12 protein-coding genes are annotated in these 16,350 nt (G+C 55.3%); 5 read left to right on the top strand and 7 right to left on the bottom strand.

Translation table 11 applies throughout. The features are described 5' to 3' along the window. Positions 1–41: 41 nt before the first annotated feature. From ACEN9Q_RS25665 to ACEN9Q_RS25680, 4 genes are all read left to right on the top strand, one after another. The gene (locus ACEN9Q_RS25665) at positions 42–755 is read left to right on the top strand and encodes a hypothetical protein (protein ID WP_495626498.1); all 714 of its coding nucleotides are present in this window, start codon (positions 42–44) and stop codon (positions 753–755) included. A gap of 135 nt (positions 756–890) precedes the next feature. Continuing rightward, positions 891–1,397, top strand: a complete 507-nt coding sequence (locus tag ACEN9Q_RS25670; RefSeq protein ID WP_495626499.1) for a hypothetical protein — start codon at positions 891–893, stop codon at positions 1,395–1,397. Positions 1,398–1,520: 123 nt separating this feature from the next. Then, on the top strand, positions 1,521–1,880 hold the full coding sequence (locus ACEN9Q_RS25675) for an H-NS histone family protein (protein ID WP_495626500.1): 360 nt from the start codon (positions 1,521–1,523) through the stop codon (positions 1,878–1,880). 37 nt (positions 1,881–1,917) lie between these two features. Continuing rightward, positions 1,918–2,430: a hypothetical protein gene (locus tag ACEN9Q_RS25680; RefSeq protein WP_495626501.1), complete on the top strand. Its 513-nt coding sequence runs from the start codon at positions 1,918–1,920 to the stop codon at positions 2,428–2,430. Positions 2,431–2,916: 486 nt separating this feature from the next. Here ACEN9Q_RS25680 and ACEN9Q_RS25685 read toward each other — a convergent pair. Together ACEN9Q_RS25685 and ACEN9Q_RS25690 are read right to left on the bottom strand one after the other, a co-directional pair. Then, positions 2,917–4,004, bottom strand: a protein-coding gene (locus ACEN9Q_RS25685; RefSeq protein WP_495628998.1) for an IS3 family transposase whose coding sequence is annotated in 2 segments (ribosomal slippage) — positions 2,917–3,752 and positions 3,752–4,004 — 1,089 coding nt in all. Because the reading frame shifts where the segments join, the coding sequence is not laid out codon by codon here. Between the two features lie 462 nt (positions 4,005–4,466). Continuing rightward, on the bottom strand, positions 4,467–4,997 hold the full coding sequence (locus ACEN9Q_RS25690) for a hypothetical protein (RefSeq protein WP_495626502.1): 531 nt from the start codon (positions 4,995–4,997) through the stop codon (positions 4,467–4,469). 325 nt (positions 4,998–5,322) lie between these two features. On the opposite strand from ACEN9Q_RS25690, the gene ACEN9Q_RS25695 reads away from it, so the two are divergent. Beyond that, the gene (locus ACEN9Q_RS25695) at positions 5,323–7,173 is read left to right on the top strand and encodes an ATP-binding protein (protein WP_495626503.1); all 1,851 of its coding nucleotides are present in this window, start codon (positions 5,323–5,325) and stop codon (positions 7,171–7,173) included. A gap of 68 nt (positions 7,174–7,241) precedes the next feature. Here the strand turns inward: ACEN9Q_RS25695 and ACEN9Q_RS25700 are convergent, their stop codons facing one another. From ACEN9Q_RS25700 to ACEN9Q_RS25720, 5 genes are all read right to left on the bottom strand, one after another. Beyond that, positions 7,242–9,305 (bottom strand): ATP-binding protein, encoded by a 2,064-nt coding sequence (locus ACEN9Q_RS25700; RefSeq protein WP_495626504.1) that lies wholly within the window; start codon positions 9,303–9,305, stop codon positions 7,242–7,244. Further along, positions 9,302–9,763: a hypothetical protein gene (locus ACEN9Q_RS25705; RefSeq protein ID WP_495626505.1), complete on the bottom strand. Its 462-nt coding sequence runs from the start codon at positions 9,761–9,763 to the stop codon at positions 9,302–9,304. The genes ACEN9Q_RS25700 and ACEN9Q_RS25705 overlap by 4 nt, the downstream gene beginning before the upstream one ends. After that, the gene (locus tag ACEN9Q_RS25710; protein WP_495626506.1) at positions 9,756–10,721 is read right to left on the bottom strand and encodes a hypothetical protein; all 966 of its coding nucleotides are present in this window, start codon (positions 10,719–10,721) and stop codon (positions 9,756–9,758) included. The genes ACEN9Q_RS25705 and ACEN9Q_RS25710 overlap by 8 nt, the downstream gene beginning before the upstream one ends. 228 nt (positions 10,722–10,949) lie before the next feature. Next, the gene (locus tag ACEN9Q_RS25715; RefSeq protein ID WP_495626507.1) at positions 10,950–11,942 is read right to left on the bottom strand and encodes a Wadjet anti-phage system protein JetD domain-containing protein; all 993 of its coding nucleotides are present in this window, start codon (positions 11,940–11,942) and stop codon (positions 10,950–10,952) included. Further along, positions 11,939–16,345, bottom strand: coding sequence for a coiled-coil domain-containing protein (locus ACEN9Q_RS25720; RefSeq protein ID WP_495626508.1), 4,407 nt, complete (start codon positions 16,343–16,345; stop codon positions 11,939–11,941). The genes ACEN9Q_RS25715 and ACEN9Q_RS25720 overlap by 4 nt, the downstream gene beginning before the upstream one ends. Between the last annotated feature and the right edge of the window lie 5 nt (positions 16,346–16,350).

The following is a 16,350-nucleotide window of genomic DNA, read 5'->3' on the forward strand; positions in this document are numbered from 1 at the left end:
TGAATTCACCCATATTTAATCCGATTCTCGCTGCATAATGTATGAAAAAAATTAAAACGACTGTCGACCCGGAACGAGTGCAGAAGGTTCAAAGCTTCTTAAGTGGTAGCGCCGATGACTACATCGCCGCTCGAGTGCTATTTCTATCTAGTCTCCCACAACAGGCGGCAATTTTGTCGAGCACGGCCATTGAAAAGTGCTTTAAGGCAATCCTTGCTTTCAATGGTAACGAATCTCACGGACATTTGCAGAAGGCTCACTGGAATGCGGTAAAGAATTTCGATAGAGAGTTATATGGCTCATTAAATCAGGAATTTCTTGAGCTTAACAAAAAGGTTTATTCTCTCAGATATACAGACGACCTTCCTCCAGGTTACAACATAGTAATTGCCTCTCGTGAGTTTCTTGCCGAGCTAGACCAGACAATTTTGTCAATTAGTCGGCTTTTTCAAGTCGGCGAGCGCGATGAGAACTATCGCTTCACCAAGCTCGAAAACTTAATATCGTCGCGCGATAGTCGTGCATGCAATGACAATCACGTTCTTAGTGGTGAGCTAAAGGAAAGCTACATATATAGCAGACCGCAACTCGTCTATGAGCTAAGAAAAGTTGCGCGGGGTTCATTGTTTGAGGTAATGTATTCGTCACAAAGCAGACCGCAGAATAGTAGTTTCCTTCGGCCTGGTTTTTCACCATCTGGCAATTCAGGTAGGGAATTTACGTTGAGTTTCCAAAGAGACGAAAATCCTCGTTAACAATCCGTTTCCGGAAACGAATTGCGACGTATGCTGCTTGGTTGTCACTAAAGTTCAGCTAACCTCCCGCCTTTGTCGCCACTGACAGGCCAGTTCGGGTCAAACGCTACCAAACATAAAAATCAAGGTCTTTTCATGCTTGCAATCGCCGCATTCTGCGTTTCTATTTTCGCCTTAGCATTTTCTGGAGCCGCTCTTGCCATTACATATCGTAAGGAAGCGCATCGTATAAGACTTGAGTTCTTCCTGGTAAAGAATGGTGGCATAGTGCTTGGTATTAGTAACGATAGTGGAATTGATACGGAAGTGCGTTCAATCGGGTATTTCCGTCACTTCGGCGAGGTTACGTGGCTCGGCGGCCAAATCGGTAACAATACTACGAATAAGCCTATGGACTGCCCGTTTGTTGTCAAAGCACGGTCGACTTTCGAGGTCTACATGAATACGTGGAGGGATATCCCGGACTTTGATGATTCGGTGGGGCTTTGCATCCAACTTGCCACCGGTCGAATCTATGTTTTGCCGCGGTCGGTTAGTTCGAAAGACTCATTGCTCATGTATGTATCGTCTTGGGTTTCTCGTATCAGCGGTGGTCGCTTTGCCTTGGGTGTCAATCGCCCACGGGTCAAGGTTTACCGATGAATTGAATTCACGAGTCGACTAGGGCTTTGTTGCACAAATCCCGCCTCTTGCACTGCACTGCTACCTAGACGTTACAAACTTTGAAGTTGAATAGGAAACAGTGTGAGTTGGCTTAAATGATAGATGCCTGCTTATGCTGAGTTAAAAGCGCAAATGCAAGAATTGGAAAATCAGGCTGAAGCTGCTCGCCAGCGAGAGCTCGCTGAAGCGAGAAACAAAATCCGGGAGCTGATGGAAGCCCATGGGATTACCGCTGCTCACCTGGCGCAAGCCAAAGGAGAGCCAAAGCCGCGCGGCGCGGTTCCCGCTAAATACAAGGACCAGTCTCCGGTAAGACTTGGACTGGTCCAGGCCGGGCGCCCAGGTGGCTTGAAGATCGCAATACGGCTGACTTCCTTATTGGCTACGATGTGCGGGCAATATAGCGTAGTTGCTGGTGGCGTCATGTCGGTCGTTCGGAACTATACTTCTGCCCGACATTGACACCTCTAGCTCTATGCCTGACCTTACGCAAGACCGAATGGCCGACGTCGACCTTCGAAAAGCGGCCTACCATGAAGCCGGCCACAAAATCATCTATGAACTCTTCGGCGGCGCCGGCGACGCGGTTGTCTGGAAGAACGAAAGTGGAAGCCCTGATGAAGTGGCGTGGTTAGGGCAGTTCCGACCCCGCACTTGCGCGGAGCAAATGCATGAAGTATGGGCCCGCGCAGGACTGGATGTCCCTCCACTCCCTTCGAACTGGCGTGCGATATTCGGCATGGCGGGCGTAGTCGCCGAGCAAATTCTGTGTGGCGAGGTGGAGGTTGAATTTATAGCTGGGAACCTGTACTTGAGAATATGTTACGACGAAATATCCGCAACTGATTTGGCCTCGATTGGCCTCACGGATATAGAGGATTTCGAAGTCGACATCGAAGGCGTCGAACATTGTGTACAGCATCTTCTTGAACATTGGCCGCGAGTGCAGGCGGAGGCGGAATCTCTCATTTCTAATGCGCCTGCAGAGGCGCTTGGAACGGTCAACGTGTAAAGTCTAGACCACGGCCGAGCATCAGTGGCCACTGATTAGTTTTTGAACGCAGCCATAGAATCAGACTCCGCAGGGCTCCTCAGCTGCCGAGGGCACGGGCCAGTGGAGCATCGCTGCCACACGTCGAATAACCCATCGCGCTTCCGATTCCGAAGTCCACCGTGTCGCAATCAATCGCGGTAGATACTGTGCGAGAATATCAAGCTCGGACATGTGCGAACGTTTCCCAGCCTTCGACTCTAAGGATTTGACTGATAACTGCTTGGCGAGGTCTTCGCATACGTCCCAACGCCGGAAAATTTCAGGCGGAGTGCAACCCGATGTGTAAAGGCGACCGTTGTACCGGGTCATCAGCAGTTTCGGCTGGGCGCCACCGACAGCGCCTGGGTAGTGTGGTTGAGGGAAGTCCGCCGGGACCTGCGCGAATTGAAACTCCTTGTTTGCGTCGGTAATCCCCCCATGTTTAGAGCGAGCTAAAAGTAGAGGTTAAGCGGCAAGGGCAAGTTTCTGTTTTGGTGTGATGCCGCCGAGTGCCATGTTGGGCCGGTCGTGATTGTAGGTCCACAGCCAGCGAGTAGCAAATTCCTGGATTTCGTCGAGCGTTTCAAAGAGGTGGTGCGCCAGCCAATCGTAGCGCACGGTCCTGTTGTAACGCTCGACGTAGGCATTTTGCTGAGGCTGGCCTGGCTGGATGAAATCGATGCGGATGCCGCGTCTGGCGGCCCACGCCAAGGTCACGGCGCTGATGTACTCAGGGCCGTTGTCGCAACGGATCGCCTCCGGTTTGCCGCGCCATTCGATAATCCGGTCCAGTGATCTGATGACGCGGTCGGCGGGCAGCGAGAAATCGACCTCGATTCCCAGGCCTTCCCGATTGAAATCATCGATGACGTTGAACAGGCGGATGCTGCGCCCGTCGGCAAGCTGGTCATGCATGAAGTCCATCGACCAGCATTGGTTGATTGCGGTCGGCACAGCCAACGGCAACGGCTTCTCGCGTACTAGGCGATGGCGCGGCTTGATCCGCAGATTCAGCTCGAGTTCTCGATAAATCCTGTAGACCCTTTTGTGGTTCCACTTGAAGTCTTTGACGTTGCGCAGGTACAGGAAGCACAGACCGAAGCCCCAGTTGCGCTGGTTGTTCGTTAGCCGAACCAGCCAATCAGCAATGATGGCGTTTTCCGCGTCCAGCTTTGCCTTGTAGCGGTAGCAGGTCTGACTGATGCCAAACGCCCGACATGCCAGGTTAATCGTGGCTGACCGCTGTGCCACGGCCCATTGCGCCATCTCTCGCCGCTGAGATGGCGCTACCACTTTTTTGTCAGCGCCTCGGCAACGATCTCGGCCTTCAGACGTTCTTCGGCATACATTTTCTTCAGTCGCCGATTTTCGTCCTCGAGCTCCTTCATGCGCGCCATGAGCGACGCGTCCATCCCGCCGTACTTGGCGCGCCATTTGTAGAACGTGGCGTTGCTGATGCCGTGCTCGCGGCACAGCTCCGGTACAGGGCTGCCGGCTTCGGCTTGCTTGAGGATGGCGATGATCTGGCTGTCGGTAAATCGGGATGTCTTTATGTAGAGCTTTCTGTCTTAGGTAGAAAATTCTACTTCCAAACGCGCTCTTTTTGTGCAGTGCGAAAACAGAAGTGCTTCCCAAAGTGCTTCGACACGTCGTGCGCCCTTCGACAACCTGTTGATTGAGAAGACAAACATCAGCATCGGCAGGTCGATTTTGTTTTGTTGTTTTACTTGCCGAAAAACCCCTGGCTTTTCGCGCATGTGACGGCAACACTACCAAGGACGGTAAAAGCGCTTCGGCTCGCATCGAATCGAACTTCCAGCCCGGCAATACCCCTCCGAAACATAAGAGTAAGAGGCGGCATCAGCGTCATCGGACGGAAAGCAGCTCGGCCCTTCAACTATCTGCCTTTCGACATCTCCCTGCGCTTTGCAAGATTGCGAACCAGTGTCGACGGACCGCGAACACAACGTGCTTCTAAGCGTGCCGCAACCCGTCGGTTATCGTAGACAGAATGCTTAGAACAGTACCGTCACTTCTCGCGCACCGCGGCGTTTGATTTCAGCAATCAGCTCTTCAATGCTGAGTGCGCTGATGCCGGCGCCACTCAGCTCTCCGTCCGCAGAATCGTCCTCGTCCAACTCTGCCTCTATTTCAGTATCGACATCATCCAGTTCTTCTTCGTCGTCCACACCTTGGGCGAGCAGACCGACACGCCGTGGGGTCGTGCCCGCGAAATCAAATCGAGAGGCGTGCCCCCAGCTCCCCTTGACGTAGTCGCCCAAGCCGATTTCCTCCACCGCTTTAAAGGCGGCGACTACATTGACCCGCTTCCCTTTCACAATACGATGAATGCGGTCGATTTTGACGGACTTACGGCCGTACACGTAAGTGGCCAACGCGTCGAAGACGGGCCGAAATGCTGGCTTGTCAGCATAAAGTTGCCTGAGCAAATCCTTTTGTTCTGTAGTTTCCTGCATGCGCGCTCCAAATTTCATTAAAGTGATTTCACTATATACACTGAAAATCACTCTGTAAAGTGTTTTCATTTGAAACTTGGTTCGGCCGTCTGCGGAGCTGGAGCGAGCCCGACGTCTGGTCAAGGACACTGCGGAAATTGTTAACCGAGGCTATAGGTTGACCGCAACTAGGTCGCGGGCGCAATGTCCCAGATAGTCGCTAAAGCATGGCGAGTGGAGGCAGTCACGTGACCACAGCGTGATTAAATGCACGGTGAATAAAGGCTCATCGAGAAGCCTAAATCTGCTCGATTTTCCTAGCCAAGTCGTACACATTCTCGTAAAGTTGTTGCTCGCCGGCATCTACTTGAAGTTGCCGGGCGCTCGCAACTATAACAATCGACATGAGGCAGACATGCGACTGGAAACCGTACGAATCAAGGGATTTCGCTGTTTTGGACAGGAAACCGAACTCTCGGTGGATAAGTTCAATGCAATTCTGGGACGAAACGACGTCGGAAAATCTAGCTTGCTCGAGGCACTTCAAGTTTTCTTTGATGATTCCGCTCCGGATGCTGGGGACGTCAACATGAACTCAGATGACAAAGAGGTGCATATAGTTTGCGAGTTCAGTGAACTTCCGCAAACGGTCGTATTGGACACAGATTACCCAACGTCACTCGATGAAGAGTTTCTTCTACGAGCGAACGGCCGGCTGGCGATTCACAAGGTCTATGATGGGTCCTTAAAAGCTCCGAAACTCAAAGGGACCTTTGTGCTGGCAAACCACCCGACTGCCGACGGCTTCGCCGACCTTATGAAGCTTAAAAACAAAGATTTGAAGGAGCGTGCAGTAAAAGTTGGCGTTGATATGGACAAGGTACCGAAGAACATTAACGCCGCCCTTCGCCAAGCTATCCGGGCAGTCGCTAAAGACCTTGAGTGTAAGGAGATTCTCCTCGACGTTACTGAGGAGGGTACCAAACAGGTATGGGCTCAACTCAAGGAAGCCCTTCCTATCTTCGCGCTTTTTAAGGCAGATAGGCCGAGCACCGACCAGGATTCCGAAGCACAGGACCCGATGAAAACGGCGGTACAGCAGGCGCTAAAGGCACATGAGGACAAGCTAGAGGAACTTCGTGCTGCTGTAGAGTCGTCTGTACTAGAGGTTGCCAAGCTAACGGTTTCTAAGTTAGCGGAAATCGACCCGAATTTGGCTCGGGAGTTGAAGCCCACGGTGCAGCGCCCCAACTGGGCCACGGCCTTTAAAATTGCACTAACGGACGAAACTGAGGTCCCCGTCAATAAGCGCGGTAGTGGGGTTCGCCGAATGATTCTTCTGAACTTCTTCAGAGCACAGGCCGAGCGCCGAAATGATGCTGCTCTTGGGCCAGGCGTTATTTACGCCATTGAGGAACCAGAAACTAGCCAGCATCCAGCGAATCAGAAGCTCTTACTCAGAGCGTTCTTTGAACTGGCCGAACAGCCGGGATGTCAGGTTCTAATCACCACGCACAACCCGGCGCTAGCCCGCAATCTGCCCGTGCAATCTCTTCGGCTCGTTACACGTGCCCAAGACAACACGCGCCGTGTCTTGGTCGGCAATGAGGATGTGTATTATCAAGCGGCGAAAGAGCTCGGCGTTCTGCCAGATAACTCTGTCAAGGCGTTCGTCGGCGTCGAAGGAACGAACGACATTAATTTTTTAAAAGCGATATCAGCTGTACTTGCGCCTCACGAGGCAGATATTCCCGACTTAGCAAAAGCCGAGGAATCGGGCCAACTCATCTTCATCCCTCTTGGGGGGTCAAATCTCGAAAACTGGATAGGTCGGCTTGCCAGGCTTAACCGTCCGGAGTTCCATCTGTTCGATAGGGATACCATTCCGCCAGCGGCGCCCAGATACGAAGCGGCTGCCGACCAAGTGAATAACCAGCCTGGATGCATCGCAATGCACACTGATATGCGGGAGGTCGAGAATTATCTTCATCCAGACGCGATTCGAGAACAATGGCCCTTGATTCAATGGCAGAACCACGCCGCCTTCACTGATGTGCCAAAAACGCTTGCGCCCCTGTGTGTTAATGCCGGCGGTGGAAGCTGGGCCAACTTAGACGACAAAGCGCGTGGAAAGGCCGAGCTGGGCATCAAAGTTAAACTCAATCGCGATGTGGCGGCGCGCATGACACCAGCTCGGCTCTCCCTCGCGGACCCAACGGGAGTCGTGCGGACCTTTCTGCGTCGTATCGGTCAGGCACTCGTGTAAGTCTACGTCACTTTTGAAGACCCGGGGGTCAGCCAAGCGGCACACTCTGCTTCTGGCCCATGCCTCAATTAGGCCGCTCTTAACGGCTGAATCAGCTTATCTTCCCACTCGATGAGCTTGAACTTCACATTCAAAGTGGCTTGATTAAAGACGCTCTCCGATTCATCAAAGGAGGCGGCGACGATGCTTTGAAGGCCGGGCTCCAATGCTAAAAGCTGGAGGAGAGCATGCTGACTCTCAACCCGCATTGAATGCTGGCCCGGCTCGTCGAACAGCAAAATCCCAAGATGGTTACCATTCACCTCACTGCCGGCTGAGGTTTGATAGATGGCGAGCAAGTAGCTCCAAATCAGGCGCACAAAATCGCTAGCACTGGAGTCTGCCTTAATGTCCGTCTTGTCATTCTTTTTCTTATTAATTTCACGAAGCTCAAGCTGTCCCAACACCGGGGTAAGGGTGTCACGGCTAATCTCGACGTCTCGGATAGGCGCGCTCTCGTAGCCGAACGAGCCTGCATTTGCTCGGAACCATTTCTCAAATAAGGCGATTTTTTCCTGGTCGGCTTCGGCGTACCGTTCTTTAGGAAGCAATGCTCGCTGCCTCTGATTTTCTTTAAGCTGAAGCGCGAGCCTCTCAATGACCGGCAGGCGCTCGCGTATCAAATTGTCGATTCCAATCAACCTGTCGACTTGCGTTTCGAGTTGCACCTGCCTGCGAATCATAGCCTTGGACTGAACGGTACCGGTGCTGACGTCACCGCGGAGCGCTTTCAAATAGTCGCTCTTGGCAACCAGCCGACGACCTAATTCCGCAGAAATTTGCTCCGCCTGCTCGATGTCCTCCCTAAAACCGGCGATTTGACGCTCGAGCATCGAACATTGCTTCTTCAAATATGCAATGTTCTCGTCCAGATTCATAACCGGACCTGTAATCGCGCCGCCAAGGAGGGATTCGGACACGCCTTGAAGGCAGGTCGGGCACCGATTATCGGCTAGTTCCAGCGAATATTCGCCGCCGAGGCCCTTAAGCTTCTGTGCCGTGCGGTTCCGCGCCAGGTCTTCCCGTGTCTCGGCAAGCAACTCCTCGTATTCCTTGAGAGAAGCTCGTTTAAGGGTTAGCTGCGTGATGCTCTGTTCATGTAAGAAGTTTAGTTCACGCAGTTGCGTAGCTGTGGCTTCAAGGTCGGACAATGCTTCTTCGCTCGTCACCTTGGCATAGTTATCAGTTTTCTCTTCCAGAATTCGATATTCGTCTCTAAGCTGCGTGCGATACTGGGAAAGAGTCATCTGACCATCGGCTGATTTTCTAAAAAGATGAACAGCCTCCTTATTGAACGACGATTCAGGGCGATTGGGTAGCCCCACGATAGTGAATCCTTCGCTGGCCGCAGCTCTGGTCAAATCACCGACAATTTTTGTCCAGTCTTCGTGAATTTGGACCGACTCGCTGTTCAATCTGTTTTTTAATGCATCGGTATCGAAGACTTTCAAGCCAAGCAAAAATTCAACTACCTTGGTCCGGACTTCGCGAATTCCATAGAATGGAATCGTTGCGATGTAGTCAGTCCATCCACGCTTCTGTTCAACTGCGTGCGCCGCGAAAATGGTTTGTAGATAGAGCTTCGCTTCACCGCCAGACGAAGTGGGGACAGTAGGCAAGCGTAGGCCCAGAAACGTCTCGAAAAAGCGATGGAAGCCCTCATTTTTCTGAGCAGCGCCGGCATCATGAATGTAGGTCGGCTTTGCATTTTCGAAAGGCACGTTGCCAGTAAGGCAACTACCATCGAACACCTCAATGAGCTTGGGCTGGCGCTGCTGATGCTTGATGGCACGGCGAATAGTCACGACCTGCGCGGCATTATTCTCAATCTCAGCAAACACCTCAGACGAGAGCACATCGAGGCGGTTTCCGTTGTACAGGAAGTGGTCACGTACGCCGTATGGAAGTACATGCTCATCTCGCCCGCCGACGAGTTCCTCCATGCCGAGAGAATAAAGGATAGTGTTGAACAGCGTACTCTTACCTGCGGAATTTCGGCCACGCACAACAGTCAGTTGACGTCCGAACTCAAAATCGAAGCCGTAGCTCCCTGTTGATGTGGAAATGTGCAACTTTACAGCTCTGATTTTCATACTTCTCCCCACTTATCCGACACTGCCGAAACCATCCCTTCGGTAAGCGACTTGCCGAGCGAGGTCAGAAAACTACGTTCGCTTTCAAGGTTCTCTGTGTCTTCGCAAACGCTTTGCGTAAAGCTCTTTCCGAGGTTCGTAATTTGATAGCCGGTCGCCGTTTGCTTTATCAATTTCTCAGCTTCAGCAAACCGCAATGCGATTGCCACCACAGGGTCAAAGCCCCATGCGGCAAGATTAAGCTGTCCCTTCTTTACGGCTTCAACCAACCGTGCCCGGCGTGGTGCGGTCTTCAACGCCCAGTTGAGTAACTGAAGTCGCGGCAGTGAAGACTTTCCTCCTCGCGAGGCCAGCTCAAGCATCAAAAGAATTTGAGCAATCTTGTAGAGCGGTCGATGCTCGGGAAAAACCGGGGCCGCCCGTCGAACAAACCGCAATGTTTTCGTATGTTCACTCATAATCTAGCTGGCATATGGCAAGCCATCGCGCAACAATGTGCCGCGCAACCTGGCTGGCGCTAGTTTGATTGAATTCCGGCTTCAGGTCATGTACGATTCGTGCAATCAATCCGTTGGAGACGTGACTGGTAAGTTCATCAGCCGAACCACACCACACGATTGCCTTTTCTCGTACCTCATTTTCGTATTCATTGATGAGCGCGATAAGTCGAGCATGGAGCAGAGGTGCGCTCTTCTCAATGTTGTGAAGAAAATTGTCCGCTTCTAAGAAATTTTTGAACGTCGAATCCAGTAAGGCAGACAGTAACCGGTCATACGAAGGTGAATCACGTTTCTGCTCAAGACGTGAGACGCTCTTTCTTCGAAGATTTTCTTCGTATTCTTCTGGAGGAGCTGTCAGCTCCTCGAGCTTTGGCGGAGTTGAGAAAAAATCCAGCGCCTGTCCTTGCGCCGATTGAATTTGGCGGATTTCAACTAAGTAGTGCTCGACGTCATGCAGCATGATTCGGAATTCGTCATCCACATAGGACAATCCCGCTGCCTTTACCTCACGCTCTTTCTTTCGAGCATGCCTTAAGAGCGCATTCGAAGCTAATTGCGGGGTGACAAAAATCCAGTTTTTAATTTTGACAGCGCCCAAAATCGCCGCAAGGTCGTCCTTGTTATCTTGAAGCTTGTTGATATCAGCGGTAATCTTGTCCCGCTGCTTTTCGTAGAGCTCTGCGCGATTGTATTGTTTCTCAGGGCAATAGCATTGGAAACCATACCCAGTTATCGAAGTATAGCCTTCCAACCCGTAATCACCTGGACTCACTGGAATGTGCTGATAGCCGTCAGCACCATACTTCCTCTTGAAGACCAACTGACAAAGGTTCTCCCAACTGGTCCCATCGAAGACGCCAAATGCAGTTGCAAACATAATTTTGTAGTTCTTCCCGGTCTTAACAGAACTATACATTATTTTGCTTGCTTGCAAAACTTTGGGTCTTTATCAGTTTCCGACGGAGCTGATTAAGCGCATCGCGACGAGCTCGCCCGACAATGGCTGGACATGCTTCATAAGGCAGACGGTGTGAAGCAAAAGCAAGCTGTGCGCAGTAAGGTTTCAAGCAGTTTTCAGACGTGGAGTTAGTTGCAGCGGGCCCTAATTGAAAACTTGAGATGGTCTGTGCACAGCCCGACGGCATCACAAAAATCGCAAATAACTGAAACCCAGCGCTTCTTGCGGTATCCACTGACCTTCGCCCCAGAGCTCGCTCAGTGCCGTTCCCAGTTCGAGGCCGAGCCATTGAGTTGCCAGCGGAGTCAGGTCCCGACAGGCTGGCCGGTCGCGCCGGCGCCCGTTGAGCAAGAGCCACTCGTACCATTCAACTGCAGGCGCCACTTTGATGTCGTCGCGCGTCGCACTGTTGTAGTCAAGTGGAATGGATACGCCCTTTGGGTCCAGGTCCCCCAGGTAGACGGCACCGGTTCCACCGACTTCGCGCAGAACCTCTCCCAGTGCGGCACCGCTGCTGCGAAACGCCTCGCCTGCACCGTAGACAACGGCCGAATACCGGCGTGCGGACTGATTCCACTCTCCGAAGGTCCAGTAACTGTTGTGATTTTCGACCACAAGAACCGGGTTGCCGCGTGCTGCAGCTGCGCGATATGGAAGGGGAGGCGGAACCACAAAAGCACCCAACGTCTCGAGCGACAGTCGGCCGGAGAAAAGCGTGTTCGACAGGCGCATGACGTCCAGCCGCTTTTCATCCCCGAAAATTTCCAGCGAACGCTCCTTGATGGGCACTGGGAACAAGGAATTCCGGTTCCGAAGCAGAAATTCGTTGATTACAACAGCCGCTTCCAACTGGCTGGGCTTGAGTTCGGGCCAGAAACCCAATTCTGGCACCCAAGGCACCCGCGAGAAATCGCGTGTAGGGGCGGAACTGGACGCCCGCACCAAGGTGACCCATTTGGGCAGTACCGGCTGCCCGACGCGTTCCCAGCTGTCCGGTCCCGGCAGCGTGAGAACGCCGTCGCCGGCCAAGGATTGGAGCGCCTGCAACAACCTGGCGCTGCGCTCCGGATGATTCTGCACCTCGGGATGGGACTCGAAGTACAGTTGCCGCAGCTGCGCCAGTGGGATGCGTTTCCTCGGCAAAGTGGTCAGTCGCTCAACAAATTGTGGGGCTATCATGCAGGCTCCGCACTGGCTATATCGGCAGCCGGCTCTTCATTGAGCCGGTAGCGCACACACTCAAGGTGCCAGCGACCGCTCTTGCTATTCCGGCCGGCACGGCGCAAGCGCACGAAGGAAGAGAACTCGCCCAAGGTGTTGTAGTCCTGAATGGCGGTCGCAAAGACCAGCTGCACGCCCATCGCCTGGGCGAGCAGCCGCTGCGCCTTCCACATGGTCGGCGACGTGGCCTTGGCAAACGGGTTGTCCAGGATGAGCGGCCCGCCCGCCAATTTGTGCAGCTTCGCCTGGGTCTCGGCGCGCAGCTGGGCAATAACAACGTACAGGAACATCGCCATCACCACCGCTTCGCCGCCAGAGTTGGAAATCTTGTCGACCGGGGTGTATTGCTGGTTCTCGTCGACGACCATGCGCAGCACCTGAATCCCGAGCGACCTGCCGCCGCACATGCGCAGCAAGGCTTCGGCTACTAAGTCCGCGCCTTTCGCCGGGACCACCTGGTTCTGGATGAGCCCGTCCAGGTAATTCGTCAGCGCCTGGCGCCGGGTTTCGGCGTTGATGGCATTGAAGTTCGCACGCATTTTCAGGACCTGCTTGCCGGCCACGTAGGGCGCAGCTGCCGGCACACGCTTGTCAACTGCGGAGTGCAGCAGGCTGATAGCCACACGCGATAACACCAGCAGCTCCTCGACACAGGCATCAAAGTCGGCCTGCATCTTGTCCACGTTATCCTGGGTCGTCTGGATGCGGTCGGCCAAGCTTTCGAGCAGTCGCGCCGCATCACTGCACGCCGCGTAAAAGTCGTTGCTCAGCATGGCCGCGGTCAGTTCGGGCTCGACTTTCTGCAATTCCGGGGTGGCCGCGGCCCTGCCCAATCCCTCGAATGCAGTCCGGGCGTGGCCCAAGGCCGTATCGCATGACTTCTGCTTCGTTGAGTACAGGCCCATGATACGCTTGACGTCCTCGCCAGATTCCTCGGCGAGCACCACCGGCGGCAGTTGGTCGAGGTCCACCGGCTCCTGCCCGGAGAGCTTCGCGGCTTCCAGCGCGAGCAGTTCAACCTGTGGCGGGTCTTCGAGCTTCATCAAGTTCAGCAGCATGTCGGCCGAGCGGGCATCGTTGGCCGCCTTTTCGCCCAGCTCCTTGGCGAGGTCCTTCGCGCGGTCCGCTTCCTGCTCCGCTTGCGCCTGTCTTTCGCTCGCCACCTTGCTGAGCTCAACTGCTTCGTCGCGTTTGGCTTCCAGCGCCACGTCATCAAGCGCTTCCAGGTCCGGCGTCGCCGGCTTCACCTGTGGATTCTTCTTGTGCCACGCTTCGGATGCATTCTTGGCGGTCTGCTGTGCGGACATCGCCCCAATACACTCGACCTGCGCAGGGTCGAGTTTGGCCTCCAGCTCACCGAGCAGCGCCGCATGGTCCGCATCCACATACTGGGAAAGCTCTTCTTCCGAGAGTGCACTGAAATCCCGGGAAAATTCACCCCGTTTATCCTTGCACAGGTCGCGGGCGCTCTGCAGCTGCACCTGCAGCACACCAAGCTTGTCCTGTTCCTTTGCGTGGTAGGCAGACATGGCCTCGCGGTAAGCCCTGCGCAGGAAGTCGAGGTCCCGCGGCTGGGACTCAAGCATTTCTTCCGCAGCCACGGAATCGTCGTAAAACTCGACCGCTGCGTGCTCACGCGCGAGCGTGCCTGCATTGGCGTCGGCTTCGGCTGCAACGCGGCCTTCTTTCAGCGTCTGGTCAGTGAGTGCTTCAATCGCACCGCGGGCGGCTTCGCGACGTTCTGCCAGCTCGTCCAGCTGCGCACCCAGCTCGTCGATTTGGTGCAGGCGCTCGGCACGACCAGCTTCGTGCTCGCTCAGGAATCGCTGCAGTTCTTCGATATGCCCAGCCGCCGTCGTAGCGGCGCGTGCACGCTCGGCCGCGTTCACCTGGCATTGCTTGGCCAGCTCCGCTTCCTCCTGACCCTTCATACTCGCTTCATTCTGGCGCGCGACCGCCAGCTCAAAGTCGGCGGACAACTGCGCGTGCTTGACGAACATCGCGGCCAACTGGCCATCACCAAAGCGTTTTTTGTACGCGGCCAGTTTTTCCAGCGCCGCGAGTGCTTCAGTACGTCGAGCATCGTACTCCTTGCGGCGTTGCTCTTCGTCGGCAATGCTCTCGTTCAGCGTCTTGGCCAAGGCCGCTGCTGCCTGTTTGTTGTAGGCCGCATCGCTGTCGCCGGCGACGACAAAGCGGTCGTTGGGCGCGGGTGCGGCCGCAAGCGCAATCGGCGAGACCACCACGGGATGCGTGAGCTTCTGTGCTTGCAAGTCGACTGCGCGCGCCTTCTCCATCTCGCTCGGCGCGACAGACACGCCGAGGAACCGGGCGGGGTCGCTGACGACGAGCGCACGCGCGGCGTCCGCATCGTCCAGTGCATCAGCCAGGTACTCGTTGAAAGCGCGCGCCGAACGCACACCGGCGTCACGCAGCCGTGCCACGACGCGCGTGACATCCGGGCTCCGGCCGGCAACGCCGGTTTCCTCGATGGCCTCCGCAGTCGTTCGCAAATCGCGCAGGCGAGCGTCGCAGATTGATACCTCAACCGCGGACGCGCGGGCTACCTCGTCCAATGCGACTGGCAGCGCGGGAGAATCGGAGTCAACAGTGTCCGATTCGATGGCCAGCTGGGCGACCGGCAGCTGCTCCAGTTCCTCCTGCGCGGCCGCGCCTTCGCCGAGGAAGTTTACGGCGTTCTGGATTTCTCCCTTGAGCCGACCAATGTCCGCGCCCAGTAGAACCTCGTTGCGCTGCCAGTCCTGCGCGTGCGCCTCGTGCTGAACTTGTTGCGTGCGGTAGGCTGCTTCCTCGCGCCGCAGCTTGTCGTGCGATTCCTTCCAGCGGTCCATGCCGGCTTGCGCGGGCTCGCGCTTATCAGCAAGTCGTCCGGCACTCACATGACGGTTGAGTTCCTTGCCGTACGAATCTTCCTGACTGAGCAGGCGCGCCAGCGCAATGTTAGTGTCACTGTGGCGCTTGTCGTCCTCGGCCAGGGCCCTTCGATGTGCAGCGGCGGCCTGCTCCCGCTCGGCGGTCTCGCGCGCAATCCTGGTGGACGTATTCCGCTCCACCTGCTCGCCGTGCTTCAGGGCGGTGCGCAGCAGCGCGCCCTGCAAGTCGACCCGGGTCCGGAACGGCAGCAGTCCTTCCTCGGCAAGCTTGGCCTGCGTCTCGAGTTCCTCCACATGTGCTTCCTGCGTCCGCACGCCCGACAATGCACGGGCCCCGCGCACGAGCTGGATGTCGTTTTTGATGGTCTCAAGCGTAGCTTCAGCATGAGTCGCGCGCGCTTTGGTAGCGCGCGCGGCGCGCACGTACACCAGCGATGTCATGCTGTCGGCTTGACCCGAATAGCTCAGGACGTCGGCACCGGCGCTGGCCGCAAGCTTTCGCTGGTCGCTTTCGTAGCCGAGTTCGCGCTGCTGCTTTTGACGTTGCTCGGCAGAGCGTGCCTGAAGCGCCAGCACCATGCGGGCGCCGTCAAAGGCTTGTGCACTCTGCTCCGCGAGGGCGCGGTGATAGTCCTGCGCCTTGCCGGCGAACGTAGTTAGCACGGTGGAGAATTTGCCGAGTTCCTCGAGCCTGGCCTGATACGACGGCTTGCGGCGCAGCTTGTCGCAGGCAATGGCCACTGCCTCGCGCACGGCGGATGCGCGCTGACCGTCCAGCGTTAGGTGAAAGAACTTCTGCAGGAAAGCGCTTTCGCTCGTGAAGTTCAGAAAGCCAGTGTCGAACCCGCCTTCCTGGACCGAGAAATTGACTTGCATTTGAAGCATCTCGAGGTCAATCAGCCGCTCTTCCCGCAGGTGCCGCTGCCAGTCCACTTGCTTACGGGTGAAGTAGACGTCAGGGTGCTTCGTCTGCTCTTCGTGAATCCAGCGCGAAAACTCCGCCATTGTGTTGACGGGGTTGGACACCAATTTCGGGGCCGGGACCGATTGCAAGGTCAAACCGTTCACTGCTTCGAAGCTGAAGAATTGCCTTTCGGCCTCGGGCCCGTCCGCGCCGGGCTTGATGGAAACCGTCTGACCGACCACCAGCCGATAGGGCGCACCACCGGCGGTACGCGCTGGCATCTCCCATTCCACCAGAATAAAACCGAGCAGCCCGTCCTGCGAGAAGTACTGCGAAAAGTGGTTGTTCTTGTTCTGCAGGTGCTTGAGGAAACGGTCCAGGCTAGTATCGAAGCAGGAAAAAATGAGCGCGAGGAGCGACGTCTTGCCGCCGCCATTCTCCAGGTTGAAGATGGTGTCCGTTGGCTCGTTGGTTTCCGGGTCGGTCAGGTCGAGGACCGTGCCGTCATACCACGCCATGAGATAACCACAGTTGCCCAAGTAAATCCGGGTAATGCGCTGCATGTCAC

Source organism: Massilia sp. Masssp93, assembly GCF_059491295.1.

Excerpts from the sequence above, each read along its gene's own strand:
- ACEN9Q_RS25665 (WP_495626498.1), top strand. The coding sequence starts at position 42 with ATGAAAAAAATTAAAACGACTGTCGACCCGGAACGAGTGCAGAAGGTT.
- ACEN9Q_RS25670 (WP_495626499.1), top strand. The coding sequence starts at position 891 with ATGCTTGCAATCGCCGCATTCTGCGTTTCTATTTTCGCCTTAGCATTT.
- ACEN9Q_RS25675 (WP_495626500.1), top strand. The coding sequence starts at position 1,521 with ATGCCTGCTTATGCTGAGTTAAAAGCGCAAATGCAAGAATTGGAAAAT.
- ACEN9Q_RS25680 (WP_495626501.1), top strand. The coding sequence starts at position 1,918 with ATGGCCGACGTCGACCTTCGAAAAGCGGCCTACCATGAAGCCGGCCAC.
- ACEN9Q_RS25690 (WP_495626502.1), bottom strand. The coding sequence starts at position 4,997 with ATGAAAACACTTTACAGAGTGATTTTCAGTGTATATAGTGAAATCACT.
- ACEN9Q_RS25695 (WP_495626503.1), top strand. The coding sequence starts at position 5,323 with ATGCGACTGGAAACCGTACGAATCAAGGGATTTCGCTGTTTTGGACAG.
- ACEN9Q_RS25700 (WP_495626504.1), bottom strand. The coding sequence starts at position 9,305 with ATGAAAATCAGAGCTGTAAAGTTGCACATTTCCACATCAACAGGGAGC.
- ACEN9Q_RS25705 (WP_495626505.1), bottom strand. The coding sequence starts at position 9,763 with ATGAGTGAACATACGAAAACATTGCGGTTTGTTCGACGGGCGGCCCCG.
- ACEN9Q_RS25710 (WP_495626506.1), bottom strand. The coding sequence starts at position 10,721 with ATGTATAGTTCTGTTAAGACCGGGAAGAACTACAAAATTATGTTTGCA.
- ACEN9Q_RS25715 (WP_495626507.1), bottom strand. The coding sequence starts at position 11,942 with ATGATAGCCCCACAATTTGTTGAGCGACTGACCACTTTGCCGAGGAAA.
- ACEN9Q_RS25720 (WP_495626508.1), bottom strand. The coding sequence starts at position 16,345 with ATGCAGCGCATTACCCGGATTTACTTGGGCAACTGTGGTTATCTCATG.